General features: G+C 46.1%; 11 protein-coding genes, 2 tRNA genes and 2 rRNA genes (1 of these 15 cut by a window edge). 6 read left to right on the top strand and 9 right to left on the bottom strand.

Annotated features, from left to right (window positions below):
* From KUA48_RS11425 to KUA48_RS11410, 4 genes are all read right to left on the bottom strand, one after another.
* Window positions 1–1,313 (bottom strand): 23S ribosomal RNA (locus KUA48_RS11425); it reaches 1,584 nt to the left of the window's first position.
* Window positions 1,314–1,495: 182 nt separating this feature from the next.
* Window positions 1,496–1,569 (bottom strand) — tRNA-Ala (locus tag KUA48_RS11420).
* 24 nt (window positions 1,570–1,593) lie between these two features.
* Window positions 1,594–1,667: transfer RNA gene (locus tag KUA48_RS11415), tRNA-Ile, on the bottom strand.
* Between the two features lie 134 nt (window positions 1,668–1,801).
* Window positions 1,802–3,333: ribosomal RNA gene (locus tag KUA48_RS11410) — 16S ribosomal RNA — on the bottom strand.
* The 16S and 23S rRNA genes sit together here with 2 tRNA genes alongside, the layout of an rRNA operon.
* 456 nt (window positions 3,334–3,789) lie before the next feature.
* On the opposite strand from KUA48_RS11410, the gene KUA48_RS11405 reads away from it, so the two are divergent.
* Complete coding sequence (locus tag KUA48_RS11405) at window positions 3,790–4,455, top strand: B3/4 domain-containing protein (protein WP_218432601.1); 666 nt, start codon at window positions 3,790–3,792, stop codon at window positions 4,453–4,455.
* 484 nt (window positions 4,456–4,939) lie between these two features.
* On the opposite strand, the gene KUA48_RS11400 is transcribed toward KUA48_RS11405, so the two are convergent.
* The 4 genes from KUA48_RS11400 to KUA48_RS11385 form a co-directional block, all read right to left on the bottom strand.
* Window positions 4,940–5,521 (bottom strand): lipid-binding protein, encoded by a 582-nt coding sequence (locus KUA48_RS11400; protein ID WP_218432599.1) that lies wholly within the window; start codon window positions 5,519–5,521, stop codon window positions 4,940–4,942.
* 28 nt (window positions 5,522–5,549) lie between these two features.
* Complete coding sequence (locus KUA48_RS11395; RefSeq protein ID WP_218432597.1) at window positions 5,550–7,145, bottom strand: SusD/RagB family nutrient-binding outer membrane lipoprotein; 1,596 nt, start codon at window positions 7,143–7,145, stop codon at window positions 5,550–5,552.
* Window positions 7,146–7,163: 18 nt separating this feature from the next.
* Entirely contained in the window at window positions 7,164–10,274 is a 3,111-nt protein-coding gene (locus tag KUA48_RS11390; protein WP_218432595.1) for a SusC/RagA family TonB-linked outer membrane protein, read from the bottom strand.
* Between the two features lie 432 nt (window positions 10,275–10,706).
* The gene (locus KUA48_RS11385; RefSeq protein ID WP_153072854.1) at window positions 10,707–11,498 is read right to left on the bottom strand and encodes a Cof-type HAD-IIB family hydrolase; all 792 of its coding nucleotides are present in this window, start codon (window positions 11,496–11,498) and stop codon (window positions 10,707–10,709) included.
* Window positions 11,499–11,720: 222 nt separating this feature from the next.
* On the opposite strand from KUA48_RS11385, the gene KUA48_RS11380 reads away from it, so the two are divergent.
* The 5 genes from KUA48_RS11380 (at window position 11,721) to KUA48_RS11360 (ending at window position 17,737) form a co-directional block, all read left to right on the top strand.
* Complete coding sequence (locus KUA48_RS11380) at window positions 11,721–12,620, top strand: FimB/Mfa2 family fimbrial subunit (RefSeq protein ID WP_153072855.1); 900 nt, start codon at window positions 11,721–11,723, stop codon at window positions 12,618–12,620.
* Between the two features lie 165 nt (window positions 12,621–12,785).
* Window positions 12,786–14,294, top strand: a complete 1,509-nt coding sequence (locus tag KUA48_RS11375; protein WP_118201479.1) for a TolC family protein — start codon at window positions 12,786–12,788, stop codon at window positions 14,292–14,294.
* A gap of 28 nt (window positions 14,295–14,322) precedes the next feature.
* The gene (locus KUA48_RS11370; protein WP_118150782.1) at window positions 14,323–15,306 is read left to right on the top strand and encodes an HlyD family secretion protein; all 984 of its coding nucleotides are present in this window, start codon (window positions 14,323–14,325) and stop codon (window positions 15,304–15,306) included.
* A 5-nt stretch (window positions 15,307–15,311) separates the two neighbouring features.
* Window positions 15,312–16,475 (top strand): ABC transporter permease, encoded by a 1,164-nt coding sequence (locus KUA48_RS11365; RefSeq protein WP_218432591.1) that lies wholly within the window; start codon window positions 15,312–15,314, stop codon window positions 16,473–16,475.
* On the top strand, window positions 16,475–17,737 hold the full coding sequence (locus tag KUA48_RS11360; protein ID WP_218432589.1) for an ABC transporter permease: 1,263 nt from the start codon (window positions 16,475–16,477) through the stop codon (window positions 17,735–17,737). Before KUA48_RS11365 ends, KUA48_RS11360 begins: the two co-directional genes overlap by 1 nt.
* A 144-nt stretch (window positions 17,738–17,881) precedes the next feature.
* Here the strand turns inward: KUA48_RS11360 and KUA48_RS11355 are convergent, their stop codons facing one another.
* Complete coding sequence (locus tag KUA48_RS11355) at window positions 17,882–18,982, bottom strand: Mrp/NBP35 family ATP-binding protein (RefSeq protein ID WP_022120906.1); 1,101 nt, start codon at window positions 18,980–18,982, stop codon at window positions 17,882–17,884.
* Between the last annotated feature and the right edge of the window lie 149 nt (window positions 18,983–19,131).

Here is a 19,131-nt window from a genome sequence, read left to right as displayed (position 1 = left end):
CTTATCGTTACTTATTCCTACATTTGCTTTACTCACCGCTCCAGGATAACTTACGTACACCATTCCACGCTGTGAGTATGCTCCCCTACCGATACTTTCTTAAATGCTATCCCGCGCCTTCGGTGTCTGCCTTATACCCGATTATTATCCATGCCCGGACCCTCGACTAGTGAGCTGTTACGCACTCTTTGAATGAATGGCTGCTTCCAAGCCAACATCCTAGCTGTCATAGGGACCAGACTTCGTTAGACTAACTCAGGCAGAACTCCGGGACCTTAGACGGCGGTCTGGATTCTTCTCCTCTCGGGGACGGACCTTAGCACCCGCCCCCTTACTGCCGGACTGCAGACCGTGAGCATTCGGAGTTCGTCAGGACTCGATAGGCGGTGAAGCCCTCTTGTCCTATCGGTCGCTCTACCTCTCACGGTGACCATCCGACGCGGCACCTAAATGCCTTTCGGGGAGTACGAGCTATCTCCAAGTTTGATTGGCCTTTCACTCCTACACTCGGCTCATCCAGAAGCTTTTCAACGCTTATTGGTGCGGACCTCCATCCCGTGTTACCGGGACTTCATCCTGGCCAAGTGTAGATCACTTGGTTTCGCGTCTACCCCCACTGACTATGCGCCCTATTCAGGCTCGCTTTCACTGCGGCTACGTGTCTCATGACACTCAACCTCGCCAGTGACGGTAACTCGTAGGATCATTATGCAAAAGGCACGCCGTCACATCGTAAGATGCTCCGACCGCTTGTAGGCGTATGGTTTCAGGAACTATTTCACTCCCCTGCTCGGGGTTCTTTTCACCTTTCCTTCACAGTACTCGTTCGCTATCGGTCTCACGGGAGTATTTAGCCTTACCGGATGGTCCCGGCAGATTCGCGCAGGATTCCTCGTGTCCCGCGTTACTCAGGATACCGCTATGCTGCATTTCGCTTCACATACTGGACTATCACCGTCTATGGTCACATTTTCCAAAGTGTTCTGTTCACGATTTGCATACAATGTCGCGGTCCTACAACCCCGCTGACGCCTTGCGACGTCAACGGTTTGGGCTGTTCCCCGTTCGCTCGCCACTACTGGGGGAATCATTCATTTATTTTCTCTTCCTACAGGTACTAAGATGTTTCAGTTCCCTGCGTTAGCTCTAACACTTAAGTGCTAGTAACCGTCCTTCAGACGGCTAGGTTGTCCCATTCGGAAATCTCCGGATCAAGGGTTATTTGCACCTACCCGAAGCTTATCGCAGCTTATCACGTCCTTCATCGCCTCCGTGAGCCTAGGCATCCGCCATACGCCCTTTCTTACTTTCTTTACGACTGTATTCTTGTTACTCGTTTCCGAATAACGAATAAGTAGCTCATACTTTCAGCTGTATTCTAACAAAGTGAAATCTCATCTTGCGATTTGATTTACTTTAGTCTGAACTAAAGTTCATTACTTACAGTTTTGCTTGTGTCAATATGTCAAAGATCTTCTTGCCGTAAAAGGCATAGTGGAGAATAACGGATTCGAACCGTTGACCCCCTGCTTGCAAAGCAGGTGCTCTAGCCAACTGAGCTAATCCCCCAGTTTGAGATATTATATAAGAATGTAGTCCCAGGCAGATTTGAACTGCCGACCTCCACATTATCAGTGTGGCGCTCTAACCAACTGAGCTATAGGACTGTGTTGGTAAAGAGTAGCATCTCTGCCGAACATTCTCTATCTCTTATTTAATTAAACAGATGGTGCGTACAAGAAGAGAAGCGAACTTTTTAAGTCATGTTCCTAAATCTTCTATAGGAAATTCGTCTCTCCAGAAAGGAGGTGTTCCAGCCGCACCTTCCGGTACGGCTACCTTGTTACGACTTAGCCCCAATTACCAGTTTCGCCCTAGGCCGCTCCTTACGGTCACGGACTTTAGGCGCCCCCGGCTTTCATGGCTTGACGGGCGGTGTGTACAAGGCCCGGGAACGTATTCACCGCGCCATGGCTGATGCGCGATTACTAGCGAATCCAGCTTCGTGGGGTCGGGTTGCAGACCCCAGTCCGAACTGAGACAGGCTTTAAGGATTTGATCCATTTTGCAAGGGACCGTCTCTCTGTACCTGCCATTGTAACACGTGTGTAGCCCCGGACGTAAGGGCCGTGCTGATTTGACGTCATCCCCACCTTCCTCACACCTTACGGTGGCAGTGTCCCCAGAGTGCCCAGCTTCACCTGATGGCAACTAAGGAGAGGGGTTGCGCTCGTTATGGCACTTAAGCCGACACCTCACGGCACGAGCTGACGACAACCATGCAGCACCTTCACAGAGGCCCCGAAGGGCGTCATTGTCTCCAAATCCTTCCTCTGCAATTCAAGCCCGGGTAAGGTTCCTCGCGTATCATCGAATTAAACCACATGTTCCTCCGCTTGTGCGGGCCCCCGTCAATTCCTTTGAGTTTCACCGTTGCCGGCGTACTCCCCAGGTGGGATGCTTAATGCTTTCGCTTGGCCGCTGACCTATTCAGACCAACAGCGGGCATCCATCGTTTACCGTGCGGACTACCAGGGTATCTAATCCTGTTCGATACCCGCACTTTCGAGCTTCAGCGTCAGTTGCGCTCCAGTGAGCTGCCTTCGCAATCGGAGTTCTTCGTGATATCTAAGCATTTCACCGCTACACCACGAATTCCGCCCACTTTGTGCGTACTCAAGGAAACCAGTTCGCGCTGCAGTGCAGACGTTGAGCGTCTACATTTCACAACACGCTTAATCTCCGGCCTACGCTCCCTTTAAACCCAATAAATCCGGATAACGCCCGGACCTTCCGTATTACCGCGGCTGCTGGCACGGAATTAGCCGGTCCTTATTCATAAGGTACATGCAAAAAGTCTCACGAGACTCACTTTATTCCCTTATAAAAGCAGTTTACAACCCATAGGGCCGTCATCCTGCACGCTACTTGGCTGGTTCAGACTCTCGTCCATTGACCAATATTCCTCACTGCTGCCTCCCGTAGGAGTTTGGACCGTGTCTCAGTTCCAATGTGGGGGACCTTCCTCTCAGAACCCCTACTGATCGTTGCCTTGGTGGGCCGTTACCCCGCCAACAAGCTAATCAGACGCATCCCCATCCATCACCGATAAATCTTTAATCTCTTTCAGATGTCTTCTAGAGATATCATTGGGTATTAGTCTTACTTTCGCAAGGTTATCCCCAAGTGGTGGGCAGGTTGGATACGCGTTACTCACCCGTGCGCCGGTCGACGCCCACCGAAAGCAAGCTTTCGATGTCGTTTCCCCTCGACTTGCATGTGTTAAGCCTGTAGCTAGCGTTCATCCTGAGCCAGGATCAAACTCTCCATTGTAAAATATCATTTTTACCTAGCCTTGCGGCTTGGTTTGTTTGTTGTCTGTACTTAGGACGAATATCCTTTTCGTTTATTGAAGCTTAGTAAACCTGACTTGTCAATTGCTTGACGGTTCGTTTCTTTTACCCAGTCAACATTCTTATTTCTAAGAAGTCAACCGCTTCTTGTACTACTTGTCTGTTTATGTAAAATCTTTCAAAGAACTCTTTCTTTAATCGCTAAGAGAAAGTGTATTTCTCAAAAGCGAGTGCAAAAGTACTAACTATTTTTCATTCCACCAAATCTTTTCGCAAAAAAGTTGCTTTTTAGTCAAATATTTAACAGTTATAAACATTTAAGCTTTTTTTATACCTTATTATATATATAAATAGACTGAACTTTTGGCTATTCCAATATTTCTTCGTACTTTTGCCCTACCAATCAGTAAGGTTTAACAGAAAACGGAAATTCATCATGAAAATTATTGTATCAGAAGAAATCGAATCGGTATGTCCCACCTTTGTGGGAGCATGCGTGGAAGCCAATGTGGTAAACACCCCTTATTGTCAGGAACTTTGGGATGAAATCAATGCCCTCGGTGAGAAATACAGACAGACGCTGACCACGGAATCGCTGAAAGAGATGAGTGGAATTGCCGCCACCCGAAAGGTGTACCGTGCCTGCGGCAAGGATCCTTCGCGTTACCGTCCGGCATCAGAAGCCCTTATCCGCAGAATGCTCCAGGGCAAGGAACTCTACCAGAGAGATACGCTGGTGGACCTGGTGAACCTGGCGAGCATAGCCTACGGCTACAGCATCGGCGGATTTGATGCAGACAAGTTTGAAGGCGACACCCTGACCCTGGGCGTAGGCAAAGCCAACGAACCATACGAAGGCATCGGCAGAGGCATGATTAATATAGAAGGTCTGCCTGTTTACAGAGACAAGACAGGTGGTGTAGGAACCCCGACCAGCGACAACGAGCGAACCAAAATGAGTATTGACACCACCCATCTGGTGGTTCTCATCAACGGATATGACGGAGACGAACAGCACGTTCGCGAGAATGCCGAATACATTATCCAGCTTCTGAAGAAATATTGCCAGAGTGATGGAGGCAGCTACTTCATCTACAAATAAAGAGAATGTGTCATAAGTTTATGATTCACCCTCTTCTATTTGTTGAAAGAGATAGGATATGTCGCTGAAAGAGATAGGATATGACGCTGAAAGAGATAGGATATGTTGTTGGAAGAGATAGAATAAGTTGTTGGAAGAGATAGGATATGTTGTTGAGACAGTCAGTATCTCCGGTCGCACAACAGCTGTTGTGCGCTTGCATAACAGCTGATATGCGCATGCACAACACCTGTTGTGCATGCGGTAGCCAACTGTTATACACCAACTATTATCCAGACTTATGACACACCCTCATTAACCAAGAAATCTCTCTTATAAATTCAAAAAGGGGACTGGCCACCGCCAGTCCCCAAGACGAGAGAGATATAAGTGTTGACTTTGTCAACAACGAGGCAAATCACTTTGCCTTATATCTTTAATATTATTCCTAGACAATATCATTAGAAACATCATCTAGGAATAATTCATGTATAGCAAAAGTATATTACTTGTTATCCTCAGCCCAACCAGTAGACTTAAAGCCTGTTACCCTGTAATGATATCCAGGCTGGTCAGAACGGGAATAGGTGAAACTGATTTCATCTGTCACAGTACCAGATACAGTAGTATAAGTATTGTGACCACACTTACCGCTAACAGTTACCTTGTCGGTAGCTGTAGCAGAGTTACCAATGAAATCATCCACATTCTCACCACCAAAAGTATAAGCACTCATATCAATAGATACCTTAGCATTGATGGCGTAAGCTACCTTAGAGGCAGTTGAGCCTACACGAATCCATGCCTTATCCTTATCATAATCGGTAGTATTGCTGAGATAGGCATAGAGAACACCCGAAGTGGTTCCTGTACCATCAGTCTTAAAGATGAATTCAGCATCTGTTGGATTAGAAGCCCAATACTCTGCATCTGTCTTAGAAGCATCATAACCTCTCTCCACATTGATTCTATACTCACCACCAACAGGAGCAATAGGAGTATAATCGATATCGAAATCGTCTCCCTCAGAGCATGCAGTAAACAATGCTACGAAAACAAAGCTCAAAAAATATAATATTTTCTTCATGACTTTTCGTTTATTACATTAATAATCATTACTTCTCCCACCAAAGTTTCTTGGTCAGCGAGTTTCCATTCTCTTCTACATACTTGGCAGCAGCAGAGTTATACAATGTAGTAGCTGTAGGATAAAGCAACCGCATAGGATACTCACCGGCATTCATATTGCTAGCACCTGGATCAACCAAATTGCCTAACACATAACCATCAGACAATTCACGCTGCAAAGCAGTTGTTGATTTACGAACAGTAATATTAGCCTGCACCTCAGGAATACCCAAACGGTTACGGGTCATCCAGCCATCATAAGCATTCGCTCCAGCATAAGTTACCCAATACTGCATGGCGATACTATGAAGCATATCAGCCTTATCGAACTTGTAAGCACCATCAACGAATGCTGTACCATCAAATCCCCAACGGCTGAAGCCGGCAAGAACACCCTTATTATAATATTCCTCAGCCTTTTCAGCATCACCCAAACGAGCATAAGCCTCAGCAATCATCAATTCGCATTCAGCCTCGTTCATCAGATAGACAGCATCATCATAAGCCTGTTTCATACGAGAAGACTTAGAGATTGCAATACCACCCTCTGTAGTTTCATCAGTAGTTGGCTTATCTCCGCAAGGAAGGCCCTCGTAGCATTCATCCATGTGAGCAACCAGTTCCTCATCAGAAGAATAGCCGAGAGGTTTTTTGGCATTAGCAGTTACCTCATACAACTTGATGATACGAGGATCCTTCTTATCCAAAAGATACTCCAAGAAAGTATGACAAGCACGAATATTCTCAGTAGTATTCAACTGACGGATATTAAATTCATAAAGAGGATTACCCTTATTAGCGCCATCTTCCCAATTTACCCAAGCACAATCCTGCTCCAAAAGACCACCTGCACTAAGTAAAGCCTGAATATCAGATTTATGAGCGTCGAAGTCTTTGAGATACATCTTCAACTTCAAACTCTTTGCAAAGCCTGCCCAGCTATCCATACTGCCTCCCAAGAAACAGTCAGCAGTTCCTAAAGGGGAAGCTTTTTCTGCAGCTTTAGCATCATCGAGTTTGGCAATGGCAGCATCCAGCATCTCCAGAATACCCGGATATACTACGGTTTTGCTATCATCAAATGCAGCATGTGGATTGTTTTCGACATCAAGGGCACCTGTAAACGGAATATCACCATAAGTATCAGTCAATACCAAGAAATTATAGGCCTGAAGAATCTTGGCAACCATCCAATAGTTCCAAGCCTTACTTTCTTCAGCAGAAGCTAAAGCCAGCTTTAAATCTTCCAAACTGTTGGCATATGTATTCTGCCAAATCGTAGTAACAGGAGGAATAGAACCTGATGTTGTTACAGCATAATTAGACAATGTATTATACTGGTTTGTACTATTACCCTGTGTTACATACTGGCACCAAAAGTCACCAGTAATTTGCTGATAAAGACCACTGACAGCTACGATAGAACCTTCGGCAGCCGGAAGCAACTGCTTGTAGGAAGCTGTAGAAGGATAGTTTGGGTTGTAGTTGATATCCAAATAACCGGAATCGCTACAAGAAGTAACAGTACCCATTGTCAAGAGGGCTCCCAGCAATGCTGCGCTTAAAAATTTATATCTTTTCATATAAGAAATCTCCTTTAATTAAAATACAACCTTCAAGTTAATACCATAGTTGCGAGTTGACACAGAACCCATAGTCTCACCAAACTCAGAGCTGATATCATTACCAAAGTTAGAAGACTCTGGGTCGATATAATTCTGATGCTTTGGAGTGATGAGCAACAAGTTGTGGCCAACGAGACTCAAAGACAACTTCTGCATCTTCAATGCACTTGTGATTGTCTTAGGGAAATCGTATGTCAAAGCCAACTCACGGAGTTTGAAGTAAGAACGGCTTACAACGAAATCACGACGCACCTCCGGGTTGTAGCTATAGTTACCCTGAACATAATTCATATAGTTGGAAGCAACTGGAATATTATTCTCGACATACTCTCCACCAACAATCTTTACAGAATGAGGATAAACAAAAGCATCACGCTCATTGAATACGGTCTCTGTAGAGTTACCATTGAAGTGAGTAATATAAGATGTCTCAGAATACATCAATCCACCCTTATGCCAGTCGCCCGTTGCAGCAAGACTCAAGTTCTTCCACTTCAGATGTGTGGTGAAGCCCATTACGAAATCTGGCTGAGAAGAACCGAGATAATCATAATCTGTAGTACTAGACTGCAAGAAACCATTACCATTTACGATTCTATAACCATAATATGGACTGTTTTTATCTGTTACCTTCTGTGTTGCTGGCAACTTGAAGATACCGATAGGCTCACCAACCTTCAATACGTAAGATACACCACGCATAGAAGAATACAAACCAGTACTTGTAGTACCTACAGGAATGGTATATTCATCAAGACCATCCCAAAGTTCCTTCACCTTACTCCAGTTCTTAGCGTATGTAGCACCTACACTCCACTCCCAATCCTTAGTACGGATAGGAGTAAAATTAACCATCGCCTCAATACCCTTGTTCTGAAGTTTACCTACATTACGGGTGTTAGAAGTATAACCTGTCTCAGGAGCCAAAGTAGCTGAGATAATCTGATTCTTGGTTGTACGATCATAGTAAGCCACATCGAAGCTCAAACGGTTGCCAAAGAATGTACCGCTCAAACCAAGCTCATACTCAGTTGTAATCTCAGGCTTCAATGACTTATTTGGCAAACGGTTATACTCTGTCAAACCAGAAACACCGGAAATTGGCAAATATGTATAATAAGACTGGAATGGACGATAATATGAATTAGTCATATATACATCAGCATCATTACCTGTCTGACCTATAGCTGCACGAACCTTCAACAAGTCGATTTGCTTGACATTCTTCAAAGCAGGAATAGCCTGATTCAGAAGCACAGACACATTGGCACCGCCATAGAAGAAGCTGTTATCACCCATAGGAAGAGTAGAAGACCAGTCGTTACGGGCAGAAAGGTTCAGGAAAGCCCAATCCTTATAACCCAATTCAACCTGTCCCAAGAGACCCAACAATCTTCTATTCCAAGAGTCAGTATCAGTAATCGAATAGGAAGATGTATTACTCAAGGAATTCCAACCTGGAATATCCAACTGCTCATTATAACCACCTACATTATCATAGTTTCTCTGGTTCAAGTTCCAACCTAAGGTTGCACCTACCGAGAAATCACCGAAAGTATGATTACCGGTCAATAAGAGGCTGGCATCAATCTGTCCACGCTGAGAACGATACTTAGAATAGTAACCCTGGTTACCTACAGTTGTACCATTACCAGTTGCCTGATAAGAACCTTCGGTATAAATAATACGTGGTTCGATGCGCTCGGTCTTATAATTGGTATAATCACCACCGAAACGGCCAATTACCTTGATATCCTTGGTAATATCGTATGACAACTCCAGCTTACCATAAATACGGTCGTCCTGATAAGTAGAATAGAAGTTATCTACCATATAATATGGGTTGGTAGCATACAATGTATAGTAGTTATCTACATTGTTACGCTCAAGGTTGTAATCCTTCATATCGGTGAAACGAACATCAGAAGCACCCTGAAGCAACTCCATATACATATCACGAGAACGGCGCATATCCTTGCGAACATAGTTCAGGGACATGTCCAGATGGAATCTGTCGATATTGGCGTAACCACGGAGTGAGAAGGTATTACGATGATATGTATCACCATCATTAGGAGTAATACCATTAGAACTTACATTACCGTAAGATGCAACAATACCTACTTTCTCATCACCATAGCGGAGAGATACGTTGTTGTTCCATTCCTTACCTACCTGATAGAAGTCACGGATATTGTTCTTAACATAAGAAAAAGGCTTGGTTAAAGTCTCGCCGTTAGAAAGACCGGTGGAACCATACCAGTGCTCACGACCATCGAGGCGAGGTCCCCAAGAACCATTCTCCTCATTAGACCAGGAACCCCAACCTTGACCAAAGAGATTCTGAGTCATTGGCACACGGAGCACATCAGTAAATGTCAAAGAACCATCGTAAGTGATAGAAGCCTTCTTGTTACCCTGTGGCTTCTTTGTAGTAATCATGATAACACCATTGGCTGCACGGGAACCATAAAGAGCAGTAGCAGAAGCACCCTTCAATACAGTTACCGATTCAATATCCTCTGGGTTAATGTCGCCTGCACCACTACCAAAGTCAACAGAGTTATCACCCAAACGGTCATTGTTGATAGGCACACCATCAACAATATACAATGGGTTGTTGCTGGAAACAGAAGAAATACCACGAATTACGACTTTCTGAGAGGTACCTGTAACACCACCACCAGAAATCTGCACACCAGCCATCTTACCCTGAAGACCACTCATCAGGGAACCAGACTTAGCAACAGTCAACTCAGAAGCGTTGGCTGTACTGGCAGCATAACCCAAAGTTTTCTCTGAACGTTTCATACCCAAGGCAGTAACAACTACCTCGTCAAGATTTCTTGCATCAGAAGCCAAAATGATCTTCATCTTAGCAGATGCTTTCATAGTTTTAGTCTGCATGCCGAGATAACTGATTTCCAAGACAGCATCCTTGCTGGCATTAGGAAGCGTAAAATTACCATCGACATCAGTCGCTGTTCCAGTCTTAGTTCCTACAATTCTTACAGATGCGCCAATCACCGGCTCACCATCTTCCTGAGAAACAACCTTACCTGTAACAGTAGTTTGAGCGAGAGCCATTCCTGTTGAAAGAACGAGCCCCCCCCATGAGCATGGTCAATCTTTTTACCATAATTCTCTCTCTTAAAAATTAAACAACTTACAAATATCGGGTGCAAAGATACATACTTTTTGCTAATTAAACAATTTTTTAGCAAACAATTTGATACAAAATATCAACTTTATAGTACTTTATGTATATTTTTCGTATATTCTATTACTTTTCGTAAGCATTTCTGGTATTTATTCTCACAAAACGTAAATAACAAGAAGAAACCAGGTACAAAAGGGAGGTTTAAAAACAGAAAGGCAAACACGCCATTTATTACAATAAATAACATGTTTGCCTTTATTATTTTATTAAAATGAAACTCGCCTATCAAAAAGGCTTCATCAGGATTACACCTTATTATATATAGGGAGTTATGAAAAAAAGTCAATAACGTCGGGAACTTAAATCACGCCAAAATGGAGGAGCGCATTCTTAACACCATCTTCATCCACATGAGTCGTAATGTAATCGGCTACCTGCTTGAGATTATCTCCTGCATTGCCCATCGCAACACCGGTGCCTGCCTCCCGTACGATGGAAATATCATTGCCGCCATCGCCGAAAGCCATGGTTTCTTCTATGTTCAAACCCAGATAATCAGCCATTGCATGCAAGCCCTTGCCCTTATCCGCATCGGCTGCCGTAATATCCGTAAAGGCAGGATGCCATCTGCCCGAGGTGCAGTTGCGGAGCGTAGGCATCAGGAGCGCCTCCTGCTCTACCGAACAGAAAGGAGTAACCTGCAGAACCTGCTCATCTCCCAGTTCATTCACATCGGTCAGGAAGATTTCACAATCCACCCCCAGTCCCTTGGCAAAGATTTCATAAACCTCGTCAGTATAATGATGGATAGCGAGATGATGCTCTCCTACAACGATTGCCGGATAATCATCACGGTCGGCTGCCTCGATAATCTTCTTTACATCTTCAGGAAGGATGGCGTGCTGGCTCACCACCTTATCGCCTACAAAACAGCGGGCTCCATTGGTGGTGATGTAACCGTCGATGAGATGTTCTATCTGACCGAGGTTGTTGATGATGAGTTGCGGACGACCGGTAGAAATATACACCTCTACCCCATTCTTCTTAGCCTGCTCCAAGGCATCTACCGTGCTCTGCGGAATCTTGTGAGTTTTGAAACTCACCAGGGTGCCGTCAATATCAAAAAACAATGCTTTTATCTTCTTATCCATACCAATATCTTCTATACCTTATTATATATACAATGCAAAATCGGCTCTGTAAGTACAGAAAAACCGATGCAAAATTACGAAAAAACAGATAAATGACAAAAAATATAAAGATTTATTAGATTTTACTTGCATAGAAAAGAGAAAAAACGTATATTTGCCACATCTTTATGCCCGAGGAAACTCCGAGATAACGCATAGAGCAACTAGTAAATAAGAACGGTTATGAGTAAGAAGCCCTATCGGTTACTGGCATCCCTGTTGCTGATGCTCGTAGCGACGCTTACTTCATGCGAGAAGTTTTCGATTGACGAAACAACCGGAAAATCACGTGAGGCAAACGCCAATGTAACTATCCATGTGCAGAAAATAGAAGGCATAAGTCTGCTGACAACCAAAGCTGCCGACAAGCAGATGGCGCTGGGCGATGTGTGCTCCAGACTGACACTTGCCATCTTTGACGGAGAGGAGAAACTGGAGACGGTGAACCAGCTTTCAACAGACAATGGCTTCGGAACAGCCTATGTAAGTCTGGACGAAGGAGAATACCGACTGGTGGTGATTGCCCACAACGGAAAGGGAAACTGCTCTGTCAGCGCACCCGAGAAAGTAAAGTTTGCAAGCAACAAACTTACCGACACCTTCTATTATTACGGCAGGTTGAGCGTAAACGAAGAGGGCGCCACCACAAACATCAACCTGAGGCGAGCAGTTGGCGCCTTCAAGTTACATATTAACGACGAAACCATTCCCGAAGAAATCAGAAGCATCAAGTTCTATTATACCGGCGGCAGCAGCACCCTGGATGCAACCACCGGATTCGGCTGCGTGAACAGCCGTCAGACCGAGAATTTCAGTATGAAAGATGGCGGCAGAGACTTTACCGTCTACACCTTCCCACATGAAGAAGAGAAGAACATCAAGATGAGTATCAGCTTTCTGGATGCCGATGCAAAGGTGGTAAAGAGTTTTGAAAAAGCCGATTTGAAAATCCATCAGAACCAAACAACCTATACCGAGATTTCCATTGCTGACGGATTCGGTGGCGGAGACGACAGTACGGGTGGTGGAATAAGCATTACCGTAGACCCTACCTGGGGGGAGACAGAACGGGTGAATTTCTAAGAAACAGACGATTAAGGGATTACGGAAAACCAGAAGGTATGTTCTATTTTTCCACAATGCAATATAATTTTTGATTCTTAAAGATTTGATAAACAAAATTTCTTTGTCATTTAAGAATAATTCCATAATTTTGCATCCAATATTATATAATATTATAAACAAAGGATGAAAAAATATATAACTCTTATCATGCTGATGGGAGCATTGATTCCTGCTGGGGCTCAGGCACAAACGCTGAGCCTTGACAGTTGCCGTGCCATGGCGCTGCGCAACAACAAGCAGCTCAATGCCTCGAAGCTCAAGAAAGACGTGGCGTACAACATGAAGAAATCGGCACGTACCAAATATCTTCCTAAAGTAGATGCTTTAGGCGGTTACGAATGGTTCAGCAGGGAGATTTCGCTGCTGAACGACGGTCAGAAATCAACATTCAGCAATATCGGCTCTACCGTTACCGGAGGAATATCGGGAGGAGCCAGCAATCTGATGAGCCAACTTGTAAGTCAGGGAATGATTACCCCGGAGATAGCGCAGCAGATAGGCGGACTGCTGAATGAGAAACTGGGACCCCTGCAGCAGCAAGGCAATGCGCTGGGAGAGAAACTGGTAGATGCTTTCCGCACCGACACCCGCAATATCTGGGCTGGAAGCGTGATGGTTCGCCAACCTATCTATATGGGTGGAGCCATCATTGCAGCCAACAAGATTGCCGACATCGGAGAGCAGATTGCAGAGAATGATCTCGACCAGCAGACCCAGAGCACGCTCTACAGCATAGACCAGGCTTACTGGCTCGCCGTTTCGCTGAAGCAGAAGCAGAAACTCGCCATCAGTTACCGCGACCTCGTAAAGAAACTGAACGAGGATGTTCATAAGATGATTCAGCAGGGAGTAGCCACCAAGGCAGACGGACTGAAGGTAGACGTGAAAGTGAACGAGGCTGAGATGCAGATTACCCAAGCAGAAGACGGACTCGCTCTGTCGAAGATGCTGCTCTGCCAGCTCTGCGGCATTCCGATGAACCAGGAAATCACACTTGCCGATGAAGATAAGGAAACCCTGGCTTTATCAGGAACTCCTGTTGACACCGAGCAGCAGAAAGTGGCAGCACAGGATTCGGCGCTGAACACCCGGCCGGAACTCCGCATGCTGCAGAATGCGCTCGACATCTCTAAAGAAGCTACCAAAATGGTTCGCGCCATCAATCTGCCTCACGTCATGCTGACAGGCGGCTACATGATTTCGAACCCGAACGTATTCAATGGTTTCCAGAAGAAGTTTACCGGAGTCTGGAACGTAGGCGTGATGGTTCATGTTCCGGTATGGAACTGGTTCGACGGCGCCTACAAGGTGAGAGCCGCCAAGGCTGCCAGCAATATCGCCCAGATGAACCTGGATGATACGAGAGAGAAGATTCATCTGCAGATTACTCAAAGCCAGTTTAAGGTAAAGGAAGCCCAGAAGAAGCTCAACATGGCAATGAAGAACATCGCCAGTGCAGATGAGAACCTGAGATGCGCCAACCTCGGTTTCAAGGAAGGCGTGATGGAGGTTACCGACGTGATGGCTGCACAGACTGCCTGGCAGAAAGCACAGAGCCAGAAGATTGATGCAGAAATCGACGTGAAGCTGACTCAGGTTGGGCTGAACAAGGCGCTCGGTATCCTGCAGTAATAATAATAACAAATTCAGATTAAGCAAAATGTCTAAGAAATCACAGCATAACAACATATTGCTCGCTGTAATCGGTTTTACAGCAGTAGTCATTCTCGTAGGCGTCATCGGTTTCTTCACCCTGGAACAGAAGGATGACACCATTCAGGGCGAGGTAGAAGTATCAGAATACAGAGTGTCCTGCAAACTGCCGGGACGCGTAGTAGAACTCCGCGTTCAGGAAGGCGATTACGTTCATGTGGGCGATACGCTCGCCATCCTCGAAGTGCCGGAAATGAAATCGCAGGAACAGATGCTCCAGGCTACCAACGCTGCAGCCGAGGCGATGAAGGACCTGACGGATGCAGGTGCACGCAAGGAGCAGATTCAGGGCGCTTACCAGTTGGTTCAGCAGGCTGAAGCTGCCGCAACCATCGCCAAGAAGACCTACGACCGCATGCAGAACCTCTTCAACGAGGGTGTAATCAGCGGTCAGAAACGCGATGAGGCTTACGCAGCCTACAAGGCTACAGAGGCTCAGGTGGCTGCTGCCAGAAGTCAGTACGATATGGCGAAGAATGGCGCCCGCGAACAGGAGAAGCGCATGGCTGCCAACAACACCCAGGCTTCGAAGAGCGCTGTGGATGTAGTGAAGAATCTTCTGAAAGAGACCGTTCAGATTGCCCAGTGCGAGGGCGAGGTTAGCAATGTCTATCCTAAGGTAGGCGAGCTGGTAGGCCTCGGCTCTCCTATCATGAGCATCTCTATCATGAGCGATATGTGGGGAACCTTCAATGTTCGCGAAGACCATCTCAAGGGGCTGAACAAGGGCGATGAGTTCACCGCTTACGTTCCTGCCTTCAACAAGGACATCAAGATGAAGGTTTACTACCTGAAAGACCAGGGCTCTTACGCTACCTGGAAGGCAACCAAGGATAATGGCGACTACGACCGCAAGACATTCGAGGTGAAGGCCCGTCCTATCACAAAGATTGAGGGATTGCGCCCGGGAATGTCACTCATCATTAAATAACATCTATGTTTAAGAAATTATATCATATAGCCCTCAGAGAATGCGGCATCATGTGGAAGAACCCCATTTATCTCTTCTGCATGGTCATCTTCCCCATCGTGGTGGTAATTTTCTTCACCACGCTGATGAAGGGAGGAGTGCCTACCGACATGCCTGTGGGCATAGTAGATCAGGACAACTCCGCCACATCGCGCCAGCTGGTACATAAGCTCGATGCCTTCCAGACCACCAAGGTAGTGGCTCATTACGAGAACATGGCAGAGGCAAGACATGCTATCCAGAAGAACGAAATCTACGCCTTCCTGCTGATTCCTGACGGAACAGAGGCAGGCCTGATGGCCCAGAAGCAGCCTAAGATTTCATTCTATTACAGCAGCGTATCGCTGGCAGCCGGCTCCCTGCTCTTCCGCGATCTGAAAACCATCTCTACCCTGGGAGGTGCGGCGGCAGGAATGGCGAAACTTTCGGCGCTGGGAAAGACGAACGATGAAATCATGACCTTCCTACAGCCTATCGCCGTAGATCTGCACATGATAGGCAACCCATACGCCAACTACAACTATTATCTTTCGAGCGTAATGGTGCCGGGACTCATCATGCTGTTCATCTTCCTGATTACACCTTATTCTATAGGTACGGAACTGAAGTTCAACCGGGCAAGAGACTGGATGCGGATGGCAGGCAACAATCCTTATCTCGCCATTGCGGGTAAGATGCTGCCACAGACACTCATCTTCCTGAGTATCTTCCTGCTATTCGAATTCTACATCTATTATGTATTGCAGTTTCCACATCCGGGCGGCGCGCTTCCTATCATCCTGTTAGGCATTCTGAGCGTACTCTCCTGCCAGTGTTTCGGCATCTTTGCCTTCGGACTGATGCCTTCATTGCGCATGTCGATGAGTATCTGTTCGTTGTGGGGCGTAGTGAGTTTCTCCATCTGCGGAGCCACCTATCCGCTCTTCTCGATGGATTCTCCGATCCAGTCTATCGGCCAGCTTTTCCCGTTGCGCCACTATTACATGATTTACCAGATGAACATCTTCAATGGTTTCCCTATGAGCGATGCTGTGCTCCACTGGGGCGCAATGGTGCTGTTCTGCGCCCTGCCGATGCTCACTGTCTGGAACATCAAGAAGGCAATGCTGGTATATAAATACTTACCGTAATGAAGAAAAGTAGTTTATTATATAAGATTATCAATGGCATCTGGGACATGTGCTACATCTGGAAGACGGAAATGCGCAATGTTTTCCGCGATGAGGGTGTGCTCATTTTCTGCATTCTGGTGCCGCTGGGTTATCCGCTGCTCTACTCTTGGATCTACAACAACGAGGTGGTGAGAGAAGTGGATACGGCGATTGTGGACCTGAGCCACAGTCACAGTTCACGCGAGTTTATCCGCGATTATGATGCTTCACCAGACGCCAAGGTTACCTATTACTGCAACAGTCTGGACGAGGCGAAGGAACTGGTGCGCAGGCAGGCAGTTCACGGAATCCTTTACTTCCCTGCCGACTTCGATACGAAGCTGAACCGGGGCGAACAGGCGCATGTGGGAGTTTACTGCGATATGAGTCTGATGCTGACCTATAAAGCGATTTATCAGACCTCGCAGGCCGTAGCCAGCCACATCAACTCGGGCATCCAGATAACACAGGCTGGAGGATTTACAGATAGAGACGATGAGATTACCACCGAGCCGCTCGCCTTTGATGAGGTTCCGATATTCAACACGACAGGAGGTTACGGAAATGCCATTCTGCCGGCTGTGCTGGTTCTTATCCTGCAGCAGACGATGCTGCTGGGCATAGGAATGGCAGCGGGAACATCAAGAGAACTCAACAGAAACCGCGAACTCATACCGGTAAGCGAGCATTATGGCGGTATTTTCCGCATTGTTTTCGGCAAGGCATTGGTTTATTTCATGGTTTATGCCGTGATGGGAATGTATCTTACGCTGGTAGTTCCCAAGCTGTTCAGTTTTGTAAGTATGGTAACGTGGACCACCATTCTCGGTTTCCTCCTTCCTTACATTCTTTCGTGCGTTTTCTTCGGTCTGATGCTGTCGTGTCTGGTAAGATATCGTGAAAATGTGATGCTTCTGGTGGTATTTACCTCCGTTCCGTTGCTTTTTATGACGGGAGTTTCATGGCCATTGAGCAATATTCCGGGCTTTTGGCAAGGATTTTCGTGGGTTTTCCCATCCACTTTCGGCATCCGCGGGTTCCTCAGAATCAGCAGTATGGGTGCTTCGCTTTCAGATATTCTGCCGGAATTCAGAGCACTCTGGATACAAACGGGTGTCTATTTTCTGGCTACCTGCCTGGTTTTCAGGCAGCAACTGAGATCGGCAAGACTCAAGGCTGACCTTACTGCCGAAGTAGCAGAAGAAGAGGAGGAGGCGGAAGAAATCGTGGAGAATAGATAATGTACAATGCATAATTTCGGGGGTGACCATGCAAAAAACAGCTGTTAACTGTTAACCTGTTAACTCCTCTGATAAAAAAAAGCTAGGACTGCTTGAGGGCAATCCTAGCTTTTTATTTTATACCCTTATCAAATAGGATATTTACTACTTGTGTGTACTAACAATCTTGGTTGGAGCCTTCTCGGCATTTCTGCGGTTCACCACCGTTACTACGCTTTGGGCAAGGCTGAGGAATGCCTGACCGGTAATGGAATCAACCTTGGTAGCAGCAGGCGCACCATCATCACCACCCTCGCAGATGCTCTGAACGATAGGAATCTGGGCGAGCAGAGGCACATTCATTTCCTTGGCGAGGTTCTTGCAACCCTCCTTACCAAAGATATAATACTTGTTCTCAGGCAGCTCGGCAGGCGTAAAGTAAGCCATATTCTCGATTAGTCCGAGGATAGGCACATTCACCTTATCATTCTGATACATGTCAATACCCTTTCTCGCATCGGCAAGCGCCACCTGCTGAGGCGTACTTACGATAACTGCACCCGTAATGGAAAGCGTCTGGAGCAACGTAAGATGAATATCGCTTGTGCCAGGAGGCGTATCGAGGATAAAGTAATCCAACTCACCCCAGTCAGCATCAGCAATCAGCTGCTTCAGGGCAGAACAAGCCATTCCGCCGCGCCACAGAGTAGCAGTAGTAGGACTTACGAAGAAACCGATACTCAGGAGCTTCACGCCATATTTCTCGACAGGTTCGATGAGGTCTCTGCCGTCCTTGTGAACAGAATAAGGACGCTCCTCCTCCACACCGAACATCTTAGGCATGGAAGGACCGAAGATATCAGTATCGAGCAAACCCACCTTGTAGCCCAACTTAGCCAAGGCGATAGCGAGATTGGCAGAAACGGTGCTCTTGCCTACTCCACCCTTACCAGAGCTTACAGCAATGACGTTCTTCACCTGTGGCAGCATCTTGCCCACCTCAGGACGAGGAGCCGACTTGAACTCAGTAACGATTTCCACCTCTACATCTTTCGAAATATGATAATGGATGGCAGCCTCGGCCGCCTTCACCGTACTCTTGAGGAAAGGATCCGTATCACGAGGAAAGAGAAGAACCACCTTCACCTTCATACCATTGATGCTAGGCGTATCTGCCAGCATCTCGCTCTCTATGAGGTTCTTCTTGGTGCCTGGATAAATCACCGTAGCAAGCGCCTCTTCAATCAATTTTGGATATAATGTCATCATTTCTTTTTATTTATTTGGTGCAAAAGTAACAATAAATAATGTAATAAGCAAATAAAAACTAAATAATTTCAGATATTAAACACTTTTATGTATCTTTGCAAAATGCAGAAATGTGTAGTTTCAGCAAAAGCGAATCTACAACCGAA

The sequence above is a fragment of the Segatella copri genome, from assembly GCF_019249795.2.
GTDB lineage: Bacteria > Bacteroidota > Bacteroidia > Bacteroidales > Bacteroidaceae > Prevotella > Prevotella copri_B.
Note: the sequence above shows the minus strand (reverse complement) of the source record. Positions and strands in the feature narration are given on the sequence as shown.